Source organism: bacterium (assembly GCA_024226335.1).
Classification (GTDB): Bacteria; Myxococcota_A; UBA9160; order SZUA-336; family SZUA-336; genus JAAELY01.
Window position 1 is genome coordinate 24,851 of sequence record JAAELY010000083.1, and the last position, 21,014, is coordinate 45,864.

The 21,014-nt window shown below is 62.2% G+C and carries 18 protein-coding genes; all 18 read left to right on the plus strand.

Features of this window, described 5'->3' with window-relative positions:
- Positions 1-55: 55 nt before the first annotated feature.
- The 18 genes from GY725_03775 to GY725_03860 all read left to right on the plus strand — a co-directional run bounded on the left by GY725_03775 (position 56) and on the right by GY725_03860 (position 20,856).
- Positions 56-1,015 (plus strand): PhoH family protein, encoded by a 960-nt coding sequence (locus GY725_03775; GenBank protein ID MCP4003293.1) that lies wholly within the window; start codon positions 56-58, stop codon positions 1,013-1,015.
- A gap of 13 nt (positions 1,016-1,028) precedes the next feature.
- Complete coding sequence (locus GY725_03780) at positions 1,029-3,452, plus strand: HDIG domain-containing protein (GenBank protein MCP4003294.1); 2,424 nt, start codon at positions 1,029-1,031, stop codon at positions 3,450-3,452.
- Entirely contained in the window at positions 3,439-3,792 is a 354-nt protein-coding gene (gene ybeY / locus GY725_03785; protein ID MCP4003295.1) for an rRNA maturation RNase YbeY, read from the plus strand. The genes GY725_03780 and ybeY overlap by 14 nt, the downstream gene beginning before the upstream one ends.
- Positions 3,789-5,423, plus strand: a complete 1,635-nt coding sequence (gene lnt, locus GY725_03790; GenBank protein ID MCP4003296.1) for an apolipoprotein N-acyltransferase — start codon at positions 3,789-3,791, stop codon at positions 5,421-5,423. Before ybeY ends, lnt begins: the two co-directional genes overlap by 4 nt.
- Positions 5,216-6,472 carry a peptide chain release factor 2 gene (locus tag GY725_03795; GenBank protein ID MCP4003297.1) on the plus strand — a complete coding sequence of 419 codons (1,257 nt, stop codon included), beginning with the start codon at positions 5,216-5,218 and terminating at the stop codon, positions 6,470-6,472. The genes lnt and GY725_03795 overlap by 208 nt, the downstream gene beginning before the upstream one ends.
- 2 nt (positions 6,473-6,474) lie before the next feature.
- Positions 6,475-7,971: a lysine--tRNA ligase gene (gene lysS, locus GY725_03800; protein MCP4003298.1), complete on the plus strand. Its 1,497-nt coding sequence runs from the start codon at positions 6,475-6,477 to the stop codon at positions 7,969-7,971.
- Positions 7,964-9,721: a lipoprotein-releasing ABC transporter permease subunit gene (locus GY725_03805; GenBank protein ID MCP4003299.1), complete on the plus strand. Its 1,758-nt coding sequence runs from the start codon at positions 7,964-7,966 to the stop codon at positions 9,719-9,721. The genes lysS and GY725_03805 overlap by 8 nt, the downstream gene beginning before the upstream one ends.
- The gene (locus GY725_03810) at positions 9,714-10,385 is read left to right on the plus strand and encodes an ABC transporter ATP-binding protein (protein ID MCP4003300.1); all 672 of its coding nucleotides are present in this window, start codon (positions 9,714-9,716) and stop codon (positions 10,383-10,385) included. Before GY725_03805 ends, GY725_03810 begins: the two co-directional genes overlap by 8 nt.
- A gap of 201 nt (positions 10,386-10,586) precedes the next feature.
- Entirely contained in the window at positions 10,587-13,211 is a 2,625-nt protein-coding gene (bamA, locus tag GY725_03815) for an outer membrane protein assembly factor BamA (protein MCP4003301.1), read from the plus strand.
- A 14-nt stretch (positions 13,212-13,225) separates the two neighbouring features.
- Positions 13,226-13,750 (plus strand): OmpH family outer membrane protein, encoded by a 525-nt coding sequence (locus GY725_03820; GenBank protein ID MCP4003302.1) that lies wholly within the window; start codon positions 13,226-13,228, stop codon positions 13,748-13,750.
- A gap of 103 nt (positions 13,751-13,853) precedes the next feature.
- On the plus strand, positions 13,854-14,306 hold the full coding sequence (gene fabZ / locus GY725_03825) for a 3-hydroxyacyl-ACP dehydratase FabZ (protein MCP4003303.1): 453 nt from the start codon (positions 13,854-13,856) through the stop codon (positions 14,304-14,306).
- Positions 14,303-15,082: an acyl-ACP--UDP-N-acetylglucosamine O-acyltransferase gene (gene lpxA / locus GY725_03830; protein MCP4003304.1), complete on the plus strand. Its 780-nt coding sequence runs from the start codon at positions 14,303-14,305 to the stop codon at positions 15,080-15,082. Before fabZ ends, lpxA begins: the two co-directional genes overlap by 4 nt.
- 12 nt (positions 15,083-15,094) lie before the next feature.
- Positions 15,095-15,919, plus strand: a complete 825-nt coding sequence (locus GY725_03835; GenBank protein ID MCP4003305.1) for an LpxI family protein — start codon at positions 15,095-15,097, stop codon at positions 15,917-15,919.
- Positions 15,916-16,875: a Gfo/Idh/MocA family oxidoreductase gene (locus tag GY725_03840; GenBank protein MCP4003306.1), complete on the plus strand. Its 960-nt coding sequence runs from the start codon at positions 15,916-15,918 to the stop codon at positions 16,873-16,875. The genes GY725_03835 and GY725_03840 overlap by 4 nt, the downstream gene beginning before the upstream one ends.
- Entirely contained in the window at positions 16,872-17,999 is a 1,128-nt protein-coding gene (gene lpxB / locus GY725_03845) for a lipid-A-disaccharide synthase (GenBank protein MCP4003307.1), read from the plus strand. The genes GY725_03840 and lpxB overlap by 4 nt, the downstream gene beginning before the upstream one ends.
- 7 nt (positions 18,000-18,006) lie before the next feature.
- Positions 18,007-19,245 carry a 3-deoxy-D-manno-octulosonic acid transferase gene (locus GY725_03850; protein MCP4003308.1) on the plus strand — a complete coding sequence of 413 codons (1,239 nt, stop codon included), beginning with the start codon at positions 18,007-18,009 and terminating at the stop codon, positions 19,243-19,245.
- Positions 19,238-20,287, plus strand: a complete 1,050-nt coding sequence (lpxK, locus tag GY725_03855; GenBank protein ID MCP4003309.1) for a tetraacyldisaccharide 4'-kinase — start codon at positions 19,238-19,240, stop codon at positions 20,285-20,287. The genes GY725_03850 and lpxK overlap by 8 nt, the downstream gene beginning before the upstream one ends.
- 116 nt (positions 20,288-20,403) lie before the next feature.
- Complete coding sequence (locus GY725_03860) at positions 20,404-20,856, plus strand: DoxX family protein (GenBank protein ID MCP4003310.1); 453 nt, start codon at positions 20,404-20,406, stop codon at positions 20,854-20,856.
- Positions 20,857-21,014: the final 158 nt, after the last annotated feature.

A 21,014-nucleotide genomic window follows, 5' to 3' on the forward strand; every position in this document is an offset into this window, starting at 1 on the left:
AGGGGAATCTCACGCAACCTCTGGCTCCGAGGATCGGGCCGAGCACGAGGGTCGATTGGCCGGCGAAGAACCGCTGATATTCGAAGACAACGCGGTCGCACAAGTCGTCTACGGGCAGAACGACAGGAACCTGCGTTCGCTCGAAGAGCTGGTTGGGGTCCAGATCCAGGCGCGCGGCAATCGCGTGCGGGTCAACGGGCCCAACCTCGAGTGCAAGGTCGCGCGCCGCGTACTCCAGGATCTCTACGACATGGCGAATGCCGGCGTGCCGGTCGAAGAGGGTGATGTCCGACACGTGGCGCGTCGCGCCGAAGAGGGCACCTCACCGGCCTCACAGGCGATCGTGGATGGGCACACGGTCGAGGTAGGTCGACGCAAGCGCATCGTTCCTCGTACCGAGAATCAGCGCATCTATCTCGAAACGATTCGCGAACACGATCTGACGTTCGGAATCGGTCCGGCGGGCACGGGCAAGACTTATCTGGCGGTTGCGATGGCTGTGTCGGCCCTGCGACGTCGCGACGTCGGCCGCATCATCTTGACGCGCCCCGCAGTTGAAGCTGGCGAGAAACTCGGTTTTCTACCGGGCACGGTGTTCGAGAAAGTGGATCCGTACCTCCGCCCGCTGATGGACGCGCTGCACGATATGCTCGATGGTGACGAGGTCGCGCGGCGCATGGAGCGCGGTAGCATCGAGATCGCTCCTCTCGCATACATGCGCGGCCGCACCCTCAATGACGCGTTCATCATTCTGGATGAAGCGCAGAATACGACACCCGAGCAGATGCGAATGTTCCTGACCCGGATGGGCTTCGATTCCAAGGCCGTGATCAACGGGGATACCACCCAGATCGATCTGCCTCGTGGCTCGACCTCGGGCCTGGTCGAGGCGGTCAGCGTATTGGCCGGTATCGAGGGGCTGGCCTTTGTCGAATTCGATGAAAAGGACGTCGTGCGCCATCCACTCGTGCAGGAAGTGATTCGCGCCTACGACCGCTACGAGCCTCCGGAATAGGGCAGTACGAAACGTGGCCAAAAACGAAAAGAGGACCGGATTTCCCGGGTCGGCACGGCGTCGCGGCCGCAGTTTGTGGAAGCGACGTGCTCTGATCAGTGCGGCTCTGGGTGCGAGCCTTCTGCTGTCCGCGCTGCTCACTCTGGATCTACTGCCCGTCTCGGCGGTCGGTTTTGGTGGCCGCCAGCCCCAGCTCGGCGATATTTCGGATCGCGACTACAAGGCACCCGCCGAGATCACGATCGTCGATCAGGAGGCCACAGCGGAATTGCGCCGCGAGGCGACCGAGGGCGCACCGGTCGTCTACGATTTCGACGAACGTCGCCGTCAATCGCTCGAAAGCCGGCTTGGCGAGGCATTCAATGCCGGGCGCGCAAGCCTGGTCGCGGAAGCCGAGGAGGAGTCGGCCCAGGCGGCCGAGCCGGGTGTCGCGTTTCGCGAGGCGCTCGGCGAAGAGATCGTGGTGCCAGACCGATCCTTCGAGTATCTGATGTCGAACCGCTTCGGCGCAGAAGACGAGCGCCTGATCCTTCAGCTCGTGCAGCCTGTCGTTTCGCGCATGATCGTCGGCGATCCCGTCGAGTTCAAGAGACAGCGCGAGAAGCGTCTGGTCGTGGTGCGCGAACTCGGTTCTGGGAACGAGCGCCGGTTGACGGAGCAGGATGCCGTACTCACGATCGAGTCGGCGCAGGAGCTGGTGCAAAAGGCTGCCACGCGGCATCTGGCGGATGTCGACAGCAAGACGCGCAAGGCGATGTTGTCGATCGCCCGCGTTCTCTTGCACGCCAATCTCAATTTCAACCTGCGCGCGAGTAACGGGCGCAAGCAGGCTGCGGAAGAGGGAGTGAAGGAGGCGACGATTTCGCTGCGCAAAGGCGAGATCATCGTGCGCGATGGCGTTGAAATCACCAAGCGCCACGAGCTCGTGTTCAACGGAATCCGCGAGCAGATGCGGGCGAGCAGTCGCGCCGAGGTATTCGTGGGCGTGGCTCTCCTGCTCATGATCACGATGGCGGTGGTCTGGCGTTTCGGCACGCGCAGCCTGCCGCGCTTCCCGCGCCAGAACAAGGACGCGCTCTTCATCCTTTCGGCACTCGTCTTCAACACCATCGGTATCGGCCTGGGGCTCTTTCTATGCGATGCGGCCGGCCAGACTCCGTACTTCTCGGCTCTGGTCGAGGAAAACCCCGGACTCATGTACTTCGTCATCCCGGTGGCCACAGCAACGATGCTGGTGCGCATGGTTCACAACGCCGAGACCGCGGCTCTGTTCGCGATCATGGTGTCGCTTCTGGCCGGGCTTCAGGTGAGACAGGAACTGCCCTTCGCGTTCTACACATTGGCGGGATCTTTGACTGCGGCTCTGGGTGCTGCGCACGTCAAGCAACGTGGCACGCTACTGCGGGCAGGTGTTCGCGTCGGCATGGCGAACGCGCTGGTGATCGTCGCGCTCGGACTGCTCGAGGGACAGATTCATCCCGTGTCGCTGCTGATCTCGATGGCACTCGGCATGGTCGGTGGATTGCTGTCCGGCGTGCTCGTCACAGGCTTCGCTCCAATAGCCGAGAGCGTGTTTTTCTATACCACCGATGTGAAGTTGCTCGAGATGGCGAATCGCGAGCAACCGCTCTTGCGGGAACTCGAGATGCGCGCACCCGGTACCTACCACCACAGCATGATGGTGGGGCACCTCGCCGAGAAGGCGGCTGAGGCCATCGGTGCGAATGCGCTGCTCGTCAAAGTGGCCGGGTACTACCATGACATCGGCAAGATGCGCCGCCCGCACTTTTTCGTGGAGAACGTCACGATTCACCACGGAGAAAATCGCCACGACCGTCTGTCTCCATCGATGTCGGCGCGCATCATCCAGGCACACGTGAAGGATGGCGCAGAAATGGGCGAGAAGAACAAACTCGCGCCACCCATCATGCGCGGTATTCGCGAGCACCACGGCACGAGCATCATCCGCTTCTTCTACGAGAAGGCAAAGGAGCTGGCCGATCCCGAGAAGGGTGATCTGGTCGCCGAGCACGATTACCGCTACCCGGGTCCGCGCCCGCAGACGCGCGAATCCGGCATCCTGATGCTCTCGGATTCGGTCGAGGCGGCATCGCGAACTCTGGCCGATACATCTCCATCTCGGGTGCAACAGCTTGTCCAACGGATCATCAACAACTACTTTCGCGATGGTCAGCTGGATGAATGCAGTCTGACGCTGCGCGATTTGCACGCGATTGCGCGCAGCTTCATCGAAACGCTGAGCGCGATCCGACACGAACGTATCGACTACCCAGACGCCACGGACGCCGAAGGGAAAAAGCTGGAAGATGTCCCGGATGAGGGTCTGGTTGAACGGGTCGAGCCAAGGCAGAAAGATCGATCGGAGCGCTCTGGTGAGAAGCGCGACGACGACCTTAAGCGCCTTGGGCTTCCTTGACGCCGAACTCTCGATCACCCTCGTAGCTGACGCAGAGATGGCCGAGATCGCCGGCCGCTTCGGCCGCCAGCCGCGACCGACCGATGTCCTGGCTTTTTCGATGCTCGAAGGGCCCGGCAGCGAGCATCGAGCCGAGTGCCTCGGGGACGTGGTCATTTCACTGCCGACAGCGGAGCGCCAGGCGCGCGAAAACCGGCGCTCCCTGGCTTTCGAACTGCGCGATCTGCTGATTCACGGGACTCTCCACCTGGTCGGGATGGATCACGAGTACGGCCCGGACACGCGGAGCATGCGCGAACTCGAGGCGCACCTGAGATGGGAGATCGCACGAGCATCATGAGGGAGGCGTTCCTCGGCCGGGTTCACGGTTTACCGCGTTGGCTCTGGGCGATCGCCTTTGCCGTGCTGCTCGGGCTCTCGTTCCCGTTCCGCATGGGCGATGTGCAATTCGATATCGGCGGCGTCGCGGGCTGGCTCGCGCTCGTGCCTTTCGCCTGGATGATCCACGGCCTCGCGCCGCGGGCTGCTTTTCGCTGGGGCACGCTATCCGGTGCGGCCGCGTATTGCTTCATCGTGTTCTGGCTGTACATCGTCGTCTATCGGTTCGGCGGTGCACCCGGCCTCGTCGGGTTCCTGGCGGTGCTGATCATGGCCCTGTACGTCGGGCTGCACGTCGGATTGGCCGGAGCGTTGAGTGCGTGGTTGGAACCGATCGCCGGTCGCTTCGGGCTGGTGGTTCTTCCGGCCGCCTGGGTTGCCAGTGAATACCTTCGGACCTTCGATGTGTTCGGTGGTTTCCCCTGGGCGTTTCTCGGCTATGCACCCCACGCCGATGGGCCGATCCTGGAACTGGCATCTCTGGGGGGTGTCTGGGGGCTGTCGTTCCTGCTGGCCTTCTTCGCCGGCCTGCTCGCCCGCGCTCGTGCGACCGCCGCGATCGCGCTCCTGTGTGTCGCGCATCTCGTCGGTCTGGGGCTGCGCCTCTGGCAACTGCCCGAAGCCGACGCTCCGCTGCTGAAAGCCGCGTTGGTGCAAGGGAACATCGCGCAGAATATGAAATGGGATCCGAAGCTCGCCGAGGATCATTTCAAGCTACACCTCGCCACCTCGCGGATGGTCGCCGCCGAAGGCGTCGAGCTGATTTTGTGGCCGGAGAGTGCTGCCGGAATCCTGGTCGAAAACCAGCCGCACTACGCACTGGAGTTGCAGGCGCTGGCTCGCGAAACCGGAGCGGTACTGGTGATCGGGGGTGTGGGGATCAACTGGTCCGATCCTCCAGCCGACCCCTCCTTCTCCAATAGCGTCTTCGCCGTGACACCAGAGGCCGGTATCGTCGATCGATACGACAAGGCCCAATTGGTGCCCTTCGGCGAGTACATTCCGCTGCGCGCGGTGCTCAACTTCCTGTCCTGGCTCGCTCCGGGCCTGGCCGGGACCTCCGACCTGGCACCGGGCCCGGGCCCCCGCGTGTTGAACAACCTGCCGTCCTTGCAGCAAAACCATGCTCCGGCGGCACTCATTTGTTATGAAGTGATCTATCCCGATCTGGTTCGCGCTGCGGTTCGAGACGGCGCTCGCCTTTTTCTCAATTTGACGAATGATGCCTGGTACGGTCGCAGCAGCGCGCCGCACCAGTTCCTGGCGATTGCGGCGACGCGCTCTGCGGAGCACGGCATCCCGATGTTGCGGGCTGCCAATACGGGTGTGAGCGCAGTGGTCGATCCGGGAGGAGTGGTTCTCAAACACACACCGATCTTCGAGCAATGGGCACTGCCCGTGGATGTCCCTCTGGCTCGCAAACAAACGACCCTCTACACGATGCTTGGCGACTGGGTCGTCTGGCTGAGCGGGTCGTTCTTGATCGGAATGGGGGGGATTGGTCTTGTCCAACGAAACAGACAGTCAGGATCCGGTCGCGAAGGCGAGGGAGTCCCGCGAAGAACTCGAGGCTCTCGGCAAGCGCGCCGCTGAGCTTCGGAGGCATCTTTGACCTCGATACGAAGCGAGCGCGAATAGAAGAGCTGGAGAAGATCTCTGAGGATCCCGAGTTGTGGAACAACCGGGAGCGCGCCGAGAAGGTTCTCAAGGAAAAGCGTTCTTTGGAACGCGAAGTCGGCTTTAGCGACGACGCTGAAACGTTGCTGTCCGAAACCGACGTGCTACTCGAACTGGCTGAGGAAGAGGCCGATGCCGATTCCGTTGCCGAGGCCGAAACCAATCTGGTCCAGTTGACGCAGCGCCTCGATGAGGCGGAGCTGCGGCACATGCTCTCGGGGCCCCACGACGCGAGCGCGACGATCGTTTCGATCAACGCGGGTGCCGGGGGGACCGAATCCTGCGACTGGGCCGAGATGCTGCTACGCATGTACCTGCGCTGGTGCGAAGAACGCGGTTTCAAGGCAGAGATTCTCGATATCGCAGCCGGTGAGGAAGCCGGAATCAAGAGTGTGACGCTCATCGTCGAGGGCGACTACGCCTACGGCTATCTGCGCAGTGAGATCGGCATTCACCGTCTCGTGCGGATCTCGCCTTTCGACGCCCAGAAGCGTCGGCACACGAGCTTCGCTTCGTTCTCGATGGTGCCGGATATCGGCGATGACGTAGAAGTGGAGATCGACGAGAAGGATCTGCGCATCGATACCTATCGCGCGGGTGGTGCGGGTGGGCAGCACGTGAACCGGACGGACTCGGCCGTGCGCATCACCCACGAGCCGTCCGGAATCGTCGTGCAGTGCCAGAACGAACGCAGCCAGCACAAGAACAAGGCGTCCGCGATGAAAGTGCTGAAGGCCCGTCTGTTCGCCAGAGCGCGGATTGAGCACGACGCGCAGGTGGAAAAGCTCGCCGGAGAGAAGAAGAAGATCGACTTCGGCAGTCAGATCCGCTCGTATACGCTACATCCGACGCAACGCGTGAAGGACCACCGAACGAATCTCGAAATCGGCAACGCTCAGGGTGTGCTCGACGGGGCGATCGATCGATTGATTCGCGAGTATCTTCTGAGCACACCGGAGGCATAGAGTTGGCGACCGAAGCCGAAATCCTCGCCGCGCGCCGCACGCGCGCCGAAAAACTGACCGAGCGCGGAGTGAATCTCTTTCCCGCACGCGTTCCGCGCGACCTCGAAAACGTCCCGAAACTGGTTGAGCGATACGGTGAGACCTCGGCCGAAGAATTTGAAAGTGAGGAGCTGAAGTTCTGCGTCGCGGGTCGGATTGTCGGCTTGCGCTCGTTCGGAAAGGCGGCCTTTGTCACGGTGCAAGCCGACGGGGAGCGCATCCAGATCTGGATGAAGCGCGATCTGGTCGAAGAACAGCGCTACGACGAGTTCAAGCTCTACGAGATCGGCGACTTCATGTGGGGCAGGGGTCGATTGATTCGCACAAAGACCGGCGCGCTCACGATCGAAGCCGTGGAGTTTGGTTTCCTGGCCAAGAGTTACCGTCCCTTGCCCGAGAAGTTTCACGGACTTCAGGACGTCGAGGCACGTTACCGCCAGCGCTACCTCGACCTGATCGCCAATCCCGACTCGCGCAACCTCGCACTCGTTCGAGCCCGTGCCGTATCCGTATTGCGACAACTTTTGGACGAGCGCGGATTCCTCGAGGTCGAAACACCGATCCTTCAGCCGATCTACGGCGGCGCCCACGCCCGTCCGTTCACCACGCGCCACAATATCTACGATCAGGAACTCTATCTGCGCATTTCTTTTGAGTTGTATCTGAAGCGCTTGATTATCGGAGGCATCGATCGCGTCTACGAGATCGGGCGCGACTTCCGCAACGAAGGCATTTCCAAGAAGCACAATCCGGAGTTCTCCATGCTCGAGGTCTATCAGGCGTACGCGGACTACGGCGACATGATGGATCTGCTGGAGTCGCTCGTGTCGCAGTTGGCGGAGCGGGTCCTGGGAACGACGCGGCTCGAGCGCAATGGCGTCGAGATTGATCTCGCGCCACCCTGGCCGCGTCTCCCAATGGCGCAATTGATCCGCGAAGCGTCGGGTATCGACATCGAGCAGGCCACCGATCTCGAGAGCTTGCGCGCGGCCGTCAAGCAAAGCTCGGCGGGTGGCGTGGAGCCCGACAAGTCCAAGAGCTGGGGCGCGCTGGTCGACGAAATCTTTTCCGAAACCGTCGAGCCCGGCTTGCAGTCGCCGACTTTCGTTATCGACTACCCGGTGGAACTGTCACCACTCGCAAAAGGTTCGGAAGATTCGACACAGACCGTCGAGCGTTTCGAAGCGTTTGCGGGTGGCATGGAGCTCGCCAATGCTTTTTCCGAACTAAACGATCCCGATGTGCAACGCGTGCGTTTCGAAGCACAGCAACTCGCGCGTGCACAGGGCGATCAGGACGCACAACCGTTCGATGAAGACTTCCTGCTCGCCATGGAGCACGGCATGCCGCCTACCGGAGGTATGGGGCTGGGCATCGGTCGGCTCGTGATGATTCTTACGGGGGCCGCCCATCTGCGAGAGGTCAAGCTCTTCCCGCACCTCCGGCCACGCAATGATTGAAGTCCTGTCGGCTGGGCTCGGCCTGGTCTCCGCGAGCCTCGTCGCGCTCATCGCGCTCGCGTTCGGGCTGATGTTCGTTTTCTTTTCCGCTTCGGCGGCTCTGGTCTTCGGGCAGTTCCTGGGCTTTGCGCACCGACCGATCGTCGCGCTGTGTGCGGGCCTGCTCGCCGTTGTGCTGGTGTGGGTCGTGTCGCTGGCTGCGGGTCTCGAGCCCGTCTGGGCGCTCCCGACAATCCAGGCGTTCTGGGTGACGGTTTTCTACGGGTTGGTGTGCTGGAGGCGGGCCCATCGCTTCGTCTTGATTACTTTCGGCGTCCTGTTGCTGATAGGTGCGGGCGCGTTTGCCGTTTCCCTGTTTTCCGCCGACGCGGGCGAAATCGGTTTCCAGGCCGCCGCCGCTATCCAGGCGCTCCTGGCCGTAGTCGCAATCGGGCTGTGGCCGTTGATCGTCGCCGGAATGGTCACGCACTGGCGCGAGCGCCCGGTCGAATGGTTCCTTTCGCTGCGCTACCTGGTCGCCCGACGCCGCCAGGCATTCATTTCCGTCATCAGCGTGATCTGTGTAGTCGGGGTGGCACTCGGTGTGGCGGTGATCACGGTCGTACTCTCGGTGATGAACGGGTTCTCGCATATGTGGGAATCGAAGATCATCGGCGCGCGAGCGCACTTCTCCGTCATGTCGCGACTCGGCGAGTTTGCCGACTACGGCCCGATCCGCGACGAAGTCGTGAAACTGCCGGGCGTACTCGGTGCGACACCCTACGTCGCAACCGAGGCGATACTGCGCGGGGACTCCGGCCAGATCCAGGCGGTCTACCTGAAAGGGATCGATCCATCCACTGTCGCCGACGTCACTCAGCTCGTACAGGATATGCGCCTCGGTTCGCTCGACGACATGGCGCCCGTACCTGGAGCCGAAGGTCTCGACGCTCTGCACGGTGTGATCATCGGCGGCGAACTCGCAGACCGTTTCTTTCTGCGCATCGGCGATCCGCTCGTGCTGATCTCTCCACTCGGCGGCAAACCCACGCCGCTGGGTCCGGCCCCCCGACTGGAGCGCTTCAGGATTGCTGGTGTGTTCCGTTCGAATTTCTTCCAGTTCGACGAAAGCTATGTCTACTCGAGCCTGGCCGCGGTGCAGGATTTCATGCGCCTGGAGAACGTGGTGAGTGGAATAGAGGTGCGCACGGATGATGCGTATCGCTCACTCGAAGTCGCCCGGGCCTCTGAAGCGTTACTGGGCCAGCTGTTCGTCGCGCGAGACTGGAAGACTTTCTATCCGGGCTTCTTTCAAGCACTCAAACACGAGCGCGTGATGATGTTCGTGCTTCTCAGTTTCATCATGGTGGTGGCCGGTTTCATCATCATCGCCACGTTGATGATGATGATCATGGAGAAGTCCCGCGATATCGCGATCCTCAAGACGATGGGTTGCCCGGATGACGGCATACTGCGGGTCTTCGCGATCCAGGGCTTTTTGATCGGAATCGCCGGGTTGGCCGTGGGGCTGGGCATGGGTCTTGTGATCACGTTCAATCTCGACGCGATCCAGTACGGAGTGGAACGCTTGATCGGCGTCGACGTTCTGCCGGCAAATGTGTATCAGCTTCAATCGTTGCCCTACCTGATCCAGGGGGAGCAACTCGCCTACATCGCCTTGATTGCCATGGTGCTTTCTACAGGCGCGACACTGTTCCCATCGTGGCAAGCCGCCAAGCTCGATCCCGCCGAGGCGCTGCGATATGAGTGAGCTGCGCGCCGAGAACGTGATCAAACGTTTTTCGCTGGGCGCGGAGACACTCGAGATCCTGGGCAAGGTGAACTTCGCCGTTGGAGCCGGAGAGTCGGTTGCGATTCTCGGTGTGTCCGGTGCCGGAAAGTCGACGCTACTGCACATCCTGGGTGGCCTGGAACGTCCAACCGAAGGCCGAGTGCTCTACGACGAGCGCGATATCTACTCGATGGATTCGCCGGAACTGGCGCGCTTTCGCAACGAGTGCCTCGGTTTCGTGTTTCAGTTCCACCATCTGCTCCCCGAGTTCGATGCGCTCGAGAACGTCATGATGCCGTGCCTGCTCGCAGGCTGGCCGCGCAAGAAGGCCCGCGCACGCGCAGAGGAGTTGCTCGATTCCGTGGGGCTCGCAGATCGGCGCAAGCACAGTCCTGGGAAGCTCTCCGGTGGCGAACGCCAGCGGGTCGCGATCGCTCGCGCGCTCGTGATGGCGCCGCCGGTCGTGCTGGCCGACGAGCCGACCGGCAATCTGGATGCAGGTACGGCGGATGAAGTCGTCGACGGTTTCCTGCGTCTGAACGCTCAGGTAGGGACGGCACTGGTGCTCGTAACCCACAACGAGAAACTCGCGAATCGGCTGGACAAGAAGTGCTACCTGGTGGAGGGACGCCTGGAGTCGTAGTGAGTGCACGGCAGTACCCCGCTGTACAGTCTCCCGGCTTTTCCGCTACCGGCCGCTTCCTGGCCGGAGGTCTGGTGGATGTGGGTCCGGAGGTGGATTGCCGCCCCGGCATCGGGTTCGTACACTCCCGGCCCCTCCATGCGATTGCTCCAACTGTCCGGAAACTCCCGGAATTCTCGCGGCCGTGAAGGAGGGCCCGCTGTGATCAAGCGAAACCGCCCAGGGCGGGCCGCCCGGCTCGCACCGCTGGTCGCCCTTTTTCTAGGGGGGGCACTCTTCGGGCCCACGACGGCTGGCGCCCAGTTTCCCGACCTGGCGGGGAATAATCCTGCCACTGCGCCTGGAATCCCCGTCGTAGGCGTCGAGATCCAGGGCAATCGGCGCATCGAAGCGGACGCGATTCTCGCCGTTCTGGGGACTCGTCCAGATACCGTTCTGAGTCGCTCGGTGATCGCGGCCGACGTTCGCGAGATCTACAAGCTGGGTTTCTTCCGGAACGTCACCGTTGTGAGCAAGGACGCGCCGGGTGGACAGATCATCAGCTTCGTCGTCGAAGAGAATCCCGTCATTCGCCGGGTGACGGTCACCGGCAACTCGTCGATGGGCGCAGAGGAGGTCACGGATGTACTGACCCTGACCGTGGGTTCGACCGTCGACCGGCCCTTGATCGTCGAGAACCAGGAACGCGTCAAGGCCCTGTATCAGGCGAAGGGCTACTACCTGGCCGAGGTCAGCCACGAAATCGAACCGCTCGCCGACGGCGCGGCTGGAATCAACTTCTCGATCGTCGAAGGCGAGAAGCTCTGGTTGCGCAACGTGGTTTTCCGGGGCGCCGAGAAACTGGACCCCGACGATCTGGCGAATGTCATTCAGACCAAACCCTGGCGTTGGACCTCGTATATGACGCAGTACTGGGACAATTCCGGACTGTACGCGGAGCCAATCTTCTACCAGGACCTCGATAGCATAAACCGCCTCTACATGGACGAAGGCTTCATTCGCGTGAAGGTTGGCGAGCCCGAGGTGTCGATCACGGAAGACGGGATCGACGTTATCGTGGACATCAGTGAGGGGGCACAGTTTTCTGTCGGCCAGGTCGACGTGATCGGCGACGAGAGCATGGATCGGGAGCAACTCCTGGGCATGGTCGGGTTGACTCCGGGCAGTATTTTCAGTCGCGGCGTTCTGTCGGACGATGTCGAACGCGTAAAGGGTTTCTACGCGGACCGGGGTTTCTTCGATGCGGACGTCCTTCCTCGTACCCGGGTCGACGATGAGGCACTCAAGGTCGATTGCGCGTTCGAGGTCGAGAAGAAGGATCTGTACTTCGTCGATCGTATCGAAGTGCACGGCAACACCCGTACGCGCGATCCCGTGGTTCGTCGCGAAATGTCGATTGCAGAAGGCGAGCTCTTTTCCGCCGCCGCAGTCAAGCGCAGCAGGGCACGAGTTCGTCGTCTGGGATTCTTCGAAGAAGTGGGGATTGAGGCCAAACGTCTCGCCAAACCGAACCGGGTGGCCCTCGGCGTCGAAGTGGTCGAACGCCCGACCGGCAGCTTCAGCTTCGGCGCTGGTGTGGGTTCGACCGACGGCTTCGTCCTGAATGCGGCGATTCGCCAGGACAATCTATTCGGGACCGGACGCGCATTGACGACCAATGCCGATCTCGGATCGAATAACTCTCGCTTTTTCTTGCGCTTCGTCGAGCCCTATATCTTTGGGACGGCCGCCTCGTTTTCCGGCACGCTCTCGCAGACCGAGCGCGAGTTCCTCGACTTTCGCGAGCAGATCCGGGGCCTGAACTTCAATACCAGCTATCCACTCGACGAGAGCCAGACCGTGTTCGGAAGCGGCTACTCGTTTACCGGACGCGAGGTCGAGGGCGTCGATCAGTTCCAGGCGTCGTCCCTCTTGCAACGCGAGGAATTCCAGGGTGACTCGACGACGTCGATGATCACGTTCTCGCTTCGCCGCGACACGCGCGACGATATCCGCTTTCCCAAGGACGGACAGGTGTCGGCCGTGGCGATGGAATACGCGGGTATTGGAGGCCTGAATCAGTTCCTGCGCCTGGAAGCGCGCACGACCTGGTTCCTGCCGTTGCGGAACAGGCTGTTCTCCGACTCCACCTTCATCATCAACAGTCGCATCGGCTGGGCGATCCCGCTCAACGACCTCAGTGATTTCGACCTGCCTCAATGCACCGGCACCGGCCCCAACGACTGCCAGACCTGGCTCGCCGGTTCTTCTGGTGTGCACCGGCCTCTGGAGACGATCGATCGGGATCTCAAACTACCATTGACAGAGCGCTATTTCCTGGGCGGTCTCGGATCATTTCAGGTGCGCGGTTTCAAGCAGCGTTCGCTCGGACCGCGACGTACGATCCTCGACCAGATCGGTTTTCCGCCCGATCCCGACGAACGTCTCTACATCCCGTCGGGCTATAACGACAAGACCAGTAAGACCCCCACCTGCATCAGTGCCAAGGGTTGCAACGATGCCGACGAGACCGACGTCGACGATTTTGCCGACCTCGATTTGACGGATGTCATCGGCGGAAACAAGATGTTTCTCTTGAATCTCGAGCTCCAGTTTCCGATCTCTGAGGATCTCGGTCTGACCGGAATCCTGTTCATGGACATGGGCAATGCGTTTTCGGAAAACGAGTCCATCAATCCGGCAGATTTGCGCTTTGGTACGGGGGCTGGAGTGCAGTGGTTCAGCCCCTTTGGGCCCATCATGGTTGTGTTGGGGGTACCCCTCGACCGCCTCGAGGATGAAAAGTCATCTGTCTTCGAGTTTTCGCTGGGCGGATCACAGTTCTGAGCAAAGGAGATCGCATGAGAATTCTCAATTTCCGAACCTGGGTCCTCCTGGGGACTTTCCTGGGTCTGCTTGCGCCGGTTTCGGACGCAGCCGCCGAGGTGAAGATCGGTTTCGTAGATCAGCAGCGGGCCGTGATGAGTTCGACGGCAGGCAAGGAAGCTGAGAAGACCCTGACGGGCCTTCAGAAGGCGAAAATGGACGAGGTCAACCCGTTGCGCGAAGAGTGCAAGCGCATGCAGGAAGAACTCGAAGCCCAGAAGTTCGTGCTGTCCAAGGAAGTCCTGCAGGAGCGGGGGATCGAGTTTCAGCGCTGCACGCGGGACCTCGAGCGCAGCGTACAGGCGGCGCAGGACGAACTCTCGATCCAGGAGCGGAAGTACATGGCTCCCCTGATCAAGCAGTTGGAGGAATCGGTCCGTTCGATCGGCAAGAAGAACAAATTTGACCTGATCCTCGATCGATCCAGTCCCGGCGTCCTATACTTTCCCGACGCACTCGACATCACCGACCTGGTGATCAAGCAACTCAACGGGGGCTGAGCCCGGTCCGTCGACAGCCAGGTCCGTTTTTTCCGCTGAATGGCGTTTGAGGATCCGGTGATCGGGTTTGCCATTCTGGAAATGGAGGCAAGAGCTGAGCGGCATGTCGAAGACAGTCCTTACGGCCAAAGAAATCCGGGAACTGCTCCCGCATCGCTACCCGATGCTGATGATCGATCGCGTGGTCGAGATTGGCGACAAGGATGTGATTGCCGAAAAGCTGATCACGGCGAATGAGCCCTTCTTTCAGGGGCATTTCCCGGATCATCCGATCATGCCCGGTGTGCTGATTCTCGAAGCTCTGGCACAGACTGCAGGAGTCTGGGCGATCACTCATTCGCCCGAGAACCGGGGTCTGGCAACCGCGCTCGCCGGAATCGACAAGGCGCGCTTCCGGAAACCGGTCCAACCCGGGGACGTGCTCCGTCTGCACGCCAACGTCGTCAATTCCCGGGGTCGTCTCCTCAAGGTCGAAGGCGTCGCGCGCGTGGACGGGGAACCGGTGGCCGAGGCCGTCATCATGGCCGCGTTCGTCGAATGGTCGGCGCTCTCATGAGTATCCATCCCACCGCCGTCGTCGATCCGAAGGCCGAAATCGATCCCGCCGCAGAAGTCGGTCCTTTTTCGGTCATCGGTCCGAAGGTGCGGCTTGCCGAAGGCGTCGTGGTGCACTCTCACGCAGTGGTCACCGGGCGCACCGAGGTCGGCGCCGAAACCCAGATTTTCCCCTTTGCCAGCGTCGGTGAGATTCCTCAGGACTTGAAATATGCGGGCGGCGACACGCGCGTCGTGATCGGCGCTCGCAACACGATTCGCGAACACGTGACGATTCACGCCGGGATCGAGCAGGCCGGTGGCTTGACGACGATCGGAGACGACAACCTGCTTATGGTGGGCGTGCATGTAGCGCACGACTGTCAGGTAGGCAGTCACACGATCATGGCAAATAACGTGCTTCTGGCCGGACATGTCAGTGTCGGCGACTACGCCTACCTGGCCGGTGCTTCGGGCGTACAGCAGTTCGTGCGGGTAGGCGAGTCGGCCATGGTTGCCGGTATGTCGGGTTTGATGAACGACGCCGCACCTTTTCTGATCGTGCAGGGCTACCCGGCGCGGGTCTTCAAGATCAATCGCATCAATATGGAACGCCGTGGCATGAGCAAAGAGCAGATCGAAGGGGCCGAAACGGCTTTTCGAGTGATCTTTCGCTCCGGGCTGCGCGCCCACGAAGCCTTTGCCAAGGTCCGCGAGGATCTTCCGGATTCACAGGAGGCCGAGCGCATGGTCGCTTTCCTGGAAAAGTCGGAGCGCGGCTTCGCGCGCAGGCGGTAGGTCACCGGATTCGTGGCTGTCCTAGGACTCATCGCCGGCAGTGGCCCTCTGCCCTTCGAGGTTGCCCGAGCGGCTCGCGATCAGGCGATGGAGGTCGCGATCGCGGCTATCGAGAACAACACCGATCCCGAAATCGAACGGCTCATCCCGGGGCCGATTTCCTGGTTCAACGCCGGTCAACTCGGTGCGCTGATCGACTTCTTCAAGACCTCGGGAGTCCGGGAGGTGATCCTGGCGGGCGCCGTTTCGAAGCGACGCATCTTGCAAAACCCCAGCCTTCTCAAGCCCGACGAGCGCGCTCTGGGCCTGCTTTCGAAACTGGCCGAACGCGGCGACGATGCGATTCTTCGCGCACTGGCCGGGGAGTTTGAAAGGGACGGCCTGCAGGTGGTCGACTCGGCGCGTTATCTGGGCGAGCGCATGACGGCAGAAGGTCGCCTGGCGGGACCCGAACCTTCGCCCGAAGTACTCGAAGACCTCCAACTGGGCATGAGCGTCATTCGCAGCCTGGGGCCCCTCGATGTGGGGCAAGCCGCGCTGGTCAAGGATCGCGCGGTGCTCGCGGTGGAAGCCATCGAAGGAACCGACGCGATGGTCCGACGCGGTTCCTCTTTCGGCAAGGGGGCCGTACTCGCAAAGGCTTCCAAGCCCGGCCAGGACATGCGTTTCGACGTGCCCGTGATCGGTCCGGCGACCATCGAACTCGCGCAGGAGTGCTCGTTGGCGGCGATCGGTCTCGAGGCGCGGCGCACACTCGTGCTCGAGCGCGAAAAGACACTGGATCTCGCCGATGCCGCCCAGGTCACCGTGATCGGAATGCGGATCGACGCTTCGTGAGCACGCCCCGAATCGCAGTCGTGGGTTCGGGGCACATGGGATCTTTTCACGCGCAGAAACTCGCGCAACTACAAGACGAAGGAGTCGTCGAGTTCGTGGGGGTATGCGATGCGAACTCAGCGCAGGCGGCCGAGGTTGCCGCGAAGATCGGCTCCCGCGCGCTCGACAACCTCGACGCGGTGATCGCGGCGGCCGATGCGGCGTGTATTGCGGTGCCGACCACCGAGCACTTTTCTGTCGCGGGGACTCTGCTCGAGGGCGGACTCGACGTTCTGGTAGAAAAGCCGATCGCGACCACGCTGGACGAGGCGCGACAGTTGATCGAACTGGCCGGACAGCGCCAGCGCATTCTGCAGGTGGGGCATATCGAGCGATTCTCACGCGCCTTTCGCGCGATCCTGCCCGTTCTGCATCGGCCGCGCTTCATCGAGGTTCACCGCCTTGGCCCGTATCCGGCGCGAGCCACAGATGTGAGCGTCGTGCTCGATCTGATGATCCACGATCTCGATATCGTCGGCACGTTAGCCGGTGCCGAGGTCGAGCGCGTCGAGGCTGTGGGGGTGCCGGTACTCTCGACGACCGTCGATATTGCGAACGCGCGCGTCCGTTATGCCAACGGCTGCATCCTCAATTTGACTGCAAGTCGGGTTTCGCAGGAGAAGATTCGCAAGCTGCGACTCTTCCAGTCTGACGCCTACGTATCGATCGATTTTGGCACGAGCAAGATCACGATCGTGCGCAGGGAAGGGCTGCCCGGTGGTGAGGAGCAGCCCAAGATCAATGTCGAAACGCTCGAACTCGACTCCGGAGATGCTCTGCTCCTGCAGAATCGCGCCTTCGCAAAGGCCGTGAGCGAGCGCGGGGAGCCCGATGTCACGGGTGAAGACGGTTACCGCGCACTCGCTCTCGCGCTGCGCATCGAAGACAGCATTCCGCCTCTCGAGGAACTGACGTGAAGCTCTTCCTTTCGACGGCCGATGCCTCTGGAGATCTGCACGGTGCTGCGCTGGTCGCTGCGCTGCGCGAGCGGGTTCCCGACCTGGAGGTCACGGGGCTCGGTGGGGATGCGCTACGCGCAGCCGGTATGACGCCGGTCGTGGAGCAATCCGAACTCGCGGTTGCCGGGCTGCTCGAAATCGCCAGCAGTGTTCCCGCGATCTTGCGTGCCTTCCTTTCGCTGCGTCGCAGCCTGCGCACGGACCGCCCCGATCTGGTGGTCCTGGTCGATTCACCCGACCTGAATCTGCGGCTGGCGCCGATTGCGAAGCGCGCCGGTATTCCTGTTCTGTACTACATCGCACCACAGGTCTGGGCGTGGCGCTCCGGACGGGTCCGGCAGTTGCAGCGCTCGACCGATCGCGTCGGGGTGATCTTTCCGTTTGAAGAGGGCTTTTTGCGCAGGGCCGGCGTCAATGCGAGTTTCGTGGGCCATCCGCTCGTCGATCGCATGGCTGACGTGCGCAAGTCATTGCGCCCCGAAGTCGTTGCGCGAGAACTCGAGCTCGATCTGGTGCGGCCTGTTCTCGGCCTTTTGCCAGGCAGCCGCCGCAACGAGTTTGCCGAGAATCTGCCGTGTTTTCTCGAGACTTCACGGATCGTCCACGAGGCCGAGCCACGGGTGCAGATCCGCCTGATCGTCGCACCCACCATCGACTCGAAGAGTCTCGATCTTCCGGATTACGTGAAGCCCGTTGAAGGTCATTCACACGAGATGATTGCGTTGTCGACCTGCGTGATCGCCGCGCCCGGTACGGTGACTGTCGAAGCCGCGTTGCTCGGTACACCGATGGTTGTCACACATCGCGTGAATCCGCTCAGTTTCGAACTAGCACGCCGGCTGGCGCGGGTCCCTTCCAGTTGCATGGTCAATCTGCTCGCCGGTTCCGGAGTCGTTCCCGAGCGCATTCAGTGGCAATCGCGGCCTGCAGCATTGGTTCCGCTCGTGTTGAAACTGCTGCGCGACGAGGATACCCGCCAGCAGATGCAGTTGGAGTTGGCCAAGGTTTCCGCACAACTGGGAGAGCGCGGGGCCGCCGATCGGGCGGCAGACCTCGCACTCGAGGTGGCGGGGCGCGGGTGAGGCGACCGTGATCGTCGTTTACAATATTCTGCTCCTGCCGGTGCTCGTACTCGGGTTGCCATTGGCGCTCATCGCTTCGCTTTTCTCGAAGCGTCTTCGGCACGGGTTCCTCGAAAGGCTCTACCCATTGCCCGGCGCGCCGGGGCAGAACATCTGGTTGCATGCGGCGAGTGTGGGTGAAGTCGAAGCGGCGGCACCGCTGGTGGCCGCACTACTCGAGCGCCGCGTGGCGATGGTTGCAACGACGTCCACGACGACCGGGCGCGATCGAATGCGCGCGCTATTTCCCGGACTCGCCGTGCGCCTGGCGCCCCTGGACTTTCCCGGCCTGGTGCAGGTTTCGGTTCGGCGGGTTCGGGTCAAGATCCTGGTGCTCGTCGAGACCGAGATCTGGCCGAATCTGATTCACGCAACCCGCGCTGCGGGCGGTCGTGTGGTCATGGTGAGTGGTCGCATCTCCGATCGAAGCCTGCCTCGCTACCGGCGGATGCGCTGGTTGTTCGCACCGGCCCTTGCGCGAATTGCCCGGATCGGAGCCCGTAGCGAGGAAGACCGCGACCGCCTGCTCGCACTGGGGGCGAACCCGGAAACGACCCGCGTGGTCGGGGACTTGAAGCTCGATCGCGATACACCGCCCCCCGCGTCCGAAGAACTGCGCAACGCGCTGGGCGAGGGACCGCTACTCGTCGCCGGTAGCACGCATCCGGGCGAAGAGGAGGCCCTGCTGTCCGCGTGGCAGTCATTGCGAGAACGCGCGGCTCCCGGGATGCGTCTGGTCCTCGTTCCGCGCCATCCCGAACGCGTTCCCGAAGTCCTCAAGACCGCGAAACGCTACGGCGCGGAGGCCGAAATGCGTTCGGCTGGCGCAGGCCGAGCCGATGTCGTGGTCGTCGACACCGTGGGTGAACTCGGCGCCATCTACGGTCTGGCAGATCTGGTTTTCGTCGGAGGTACGCTCGCGCGCATCGGTGGCCATAACCTGGTGGAACCCGTGCGCGCCGGCCGCGTCGTTGTACATGGACCGCACACGGGCAATCAACGCGCCCAACGAACTCTCCTCGACCCGCTGGGGGTCTTGAATCCGATCGAGAACGCGCGCGAACTGGCCGAAACGCTGGAGCGATTGTGGTTGGATCCCGAGCGGCACGCGTTCGCGAAAACAGCGGGTCCGGTCTTGGATGCGCATCGCGGCGCCAGTGAGCGCTGTCTGCAGATCGTGCTCGGTTCCGAGACCGACGGTGCCTGATTACCTCTGGAAGATCGACGAATCTGCGCCGCGAAAGGCCGCGCTCTCGCCGCTCCTGCTTCTCGAGGGCGTCTATCGACTCGGGGCCGTTATGCACCGCAAGCTGTACGCATGGGGTTTGTGGAAGTCCGTCCGGCTCGATCCCTGCGTAATCTCGGTCGGCAATCTGAGTGTCGGCGGTTCGGGAAAATCGCCAGTTGTCGGTTGGCTCGCCGCGCAACTGCACGCCCGCGGCCGCAAGGTCGCCGTATTGAGTCGCGGAGTCGGAGGACGTCTCGGCGCACGAGTCAACGTGGTTTCAGATGGCGAGCACGTGTTGCTCTCCCCCGCCGACGTAGGGGACGAACCCGTCATGTTGGCCGGGCGGCTGCGCGGAGTACCTGTGCTCGCCGGACGCAATCGCATAGCTCTCGGTTTGCGCGCGGCCTCGGCGCTCAGCGCCGAGGTGTTGATCCTCGACGACGGCTTTCAGCATCACCGATTGAAGCGCGACATCGAGCTGGTCTGTATCGACGCCAACCTGGGGCTTGGCAACGGTCACGTTCTGCCCCGAGGTCCACTGAGGGAACCCCCCGGAGCGCTTTCCCACGCCGACGCGATCCTCTGGACACGCGTGTCCGAAGATCAGGAACTCCCGAGCGTGCCATCGCTACCGGCCCGGGCGCCGCAGTTTCGAGTTGCCATCGAACCCAGCCATATTCGCTGGGTCGCGAGCGGAGACCGAGAATCGACGGATCAGTTGCAAGGGAAATCGGTTGGCATGCTCGCCGCGATCGCGCGGCCCGACCGTCTCGCAGCGAGTCTGGAACGACTCGGTGCTCGCGTGCTCGAACGCTGCGTATTTCCCGATCATCATCGCTACCGGCGCTCCGATCTCGCGGGCCTGTCCGAGACTCTGCTCTGGGTGACGACGGAAAAGGACGCGGTCAAGATTCCCGTCAGCTGGGCGCCGCCTCGCCTGGTGACTCTGGAGGAGTCGGTGCACGTCAACGAAGCCAGTGCTCTGCTCGACTTCATCTTGCAACGCCTGGAAGAACGCTAAAGAAGGTGAATCTCTCGCGAGCGCGATCCGCAGTCCGCCTGCCGAACTAGCAAGACGGCATTGAAAAGCCGAACAACGCGTGAGATCCTATCCCGTGAAATCGAAGGAGACAGCGAATGGCTGGTGTGTCGCGACTCAGTTCGGTTCAGAATCTCGCCGGCTGGTTCCTCTGTGCCCTTCTCGCTTTTGCGTTTGCAATCGCCGGGGGCGCGAAGACCGGTCTGCTCGGTGCGGAGGCCGCTTCGGATCTGCTGGCTGACTTCGAGCGCTGGCAGTACCCCCTCTGGGCCATGACGGCGATCGGTGCGGCCGAACTGTTGGGGGCTTTGGGATTGTTGATTCCCAGGCTTTCGTCGCTGGCCGCGTGTTGCCTGATGGTGCTCATGTGCGGGGCCGTCTACGTCCACGCGAATCACGGCGAGAACGAGGCTCTCGTCCCGCCCCTCGTGTTGCTGGTGCTGTTGGGGAGCAGCGCTCTGATCCGGCGAAATTCCGCCGCGGTGCCGTCCGATAGCGCCGCTGCCGAGGCTGCGCCGGTGAGGGCGGATACCGACCACCGCGCCGCCTGAGACGCTCACCGCCGTCAGGGCTAGGGAACCTCTGCACAGGGAGGCTGCGGCTGCGAAGCGCGATGCATCCGCCTGCGCTGCGTCGCGCGACCCTCTGCAGATCTACGGATCTGCGATCGGATCACGCTTCTTGCTCAGGCGGCGACTCCCGCTTCTCG

Excerpts from the sequence above, each read along its gene's own strand:
- lnt (MCP4003296.1), top strand. The coding sequence starts at position 3,789 with ATGAGGGAGGCGTTCCTCGGCCGGGTTCACGGTTTACCGCGTTGGCTC.
- GY725_03795 (MCP4003297.1), top strand. The coding sequence starts at position 5,216 with ATGGGCACTGCCCGTGGATGTCCCTCTGGCTCGCAAACAAACGACCCT.
- GY725_03805 (MCP4003299.1), top strand. The coding sequence starts at position 7,964 with ATGATTGAAGTCCTGTCGGCTGGGCTCGGCCTGGTCTCCGCGAGCCTC.
- GY725_03810 (MCP4003300.1), top strand. The coding sequence starts at position 9,714 with ATGAGTGAGCTGCGCGCCGAGAACGTGATCAAACGTTTTTCGCTGGGC.
- GY725_03820 (MCP4003302.1), top strand. The coding sequence starts at position 13,226 with ATGAGAATTCTCAATTTCCGAACCTGGGTCCTCCTGGGGACTTTCCTG.
- fabZ (MCP4003303.1), top strand. The coding sequence starts at position 13,854 with ATGTCGAAGACAGTCCTTACGGCCAAAGAAATCCGGGAACTGCTCCCG.
- lpxA (MCP4003304.1), top strand. The coding sequence starts at position 14,303 with ATGAGTATCCATCCCACCGCCGTCGTCGATCCGAAGGCCGAAATCGAT.
- GY725_03860 (MCP4003310.1), top strand. The coding sequence starts at position 20,404 with ATGGCTGGTGTGTCGCGACTCAGTTCGGTTCAGAATCTCGCCGGCTGG.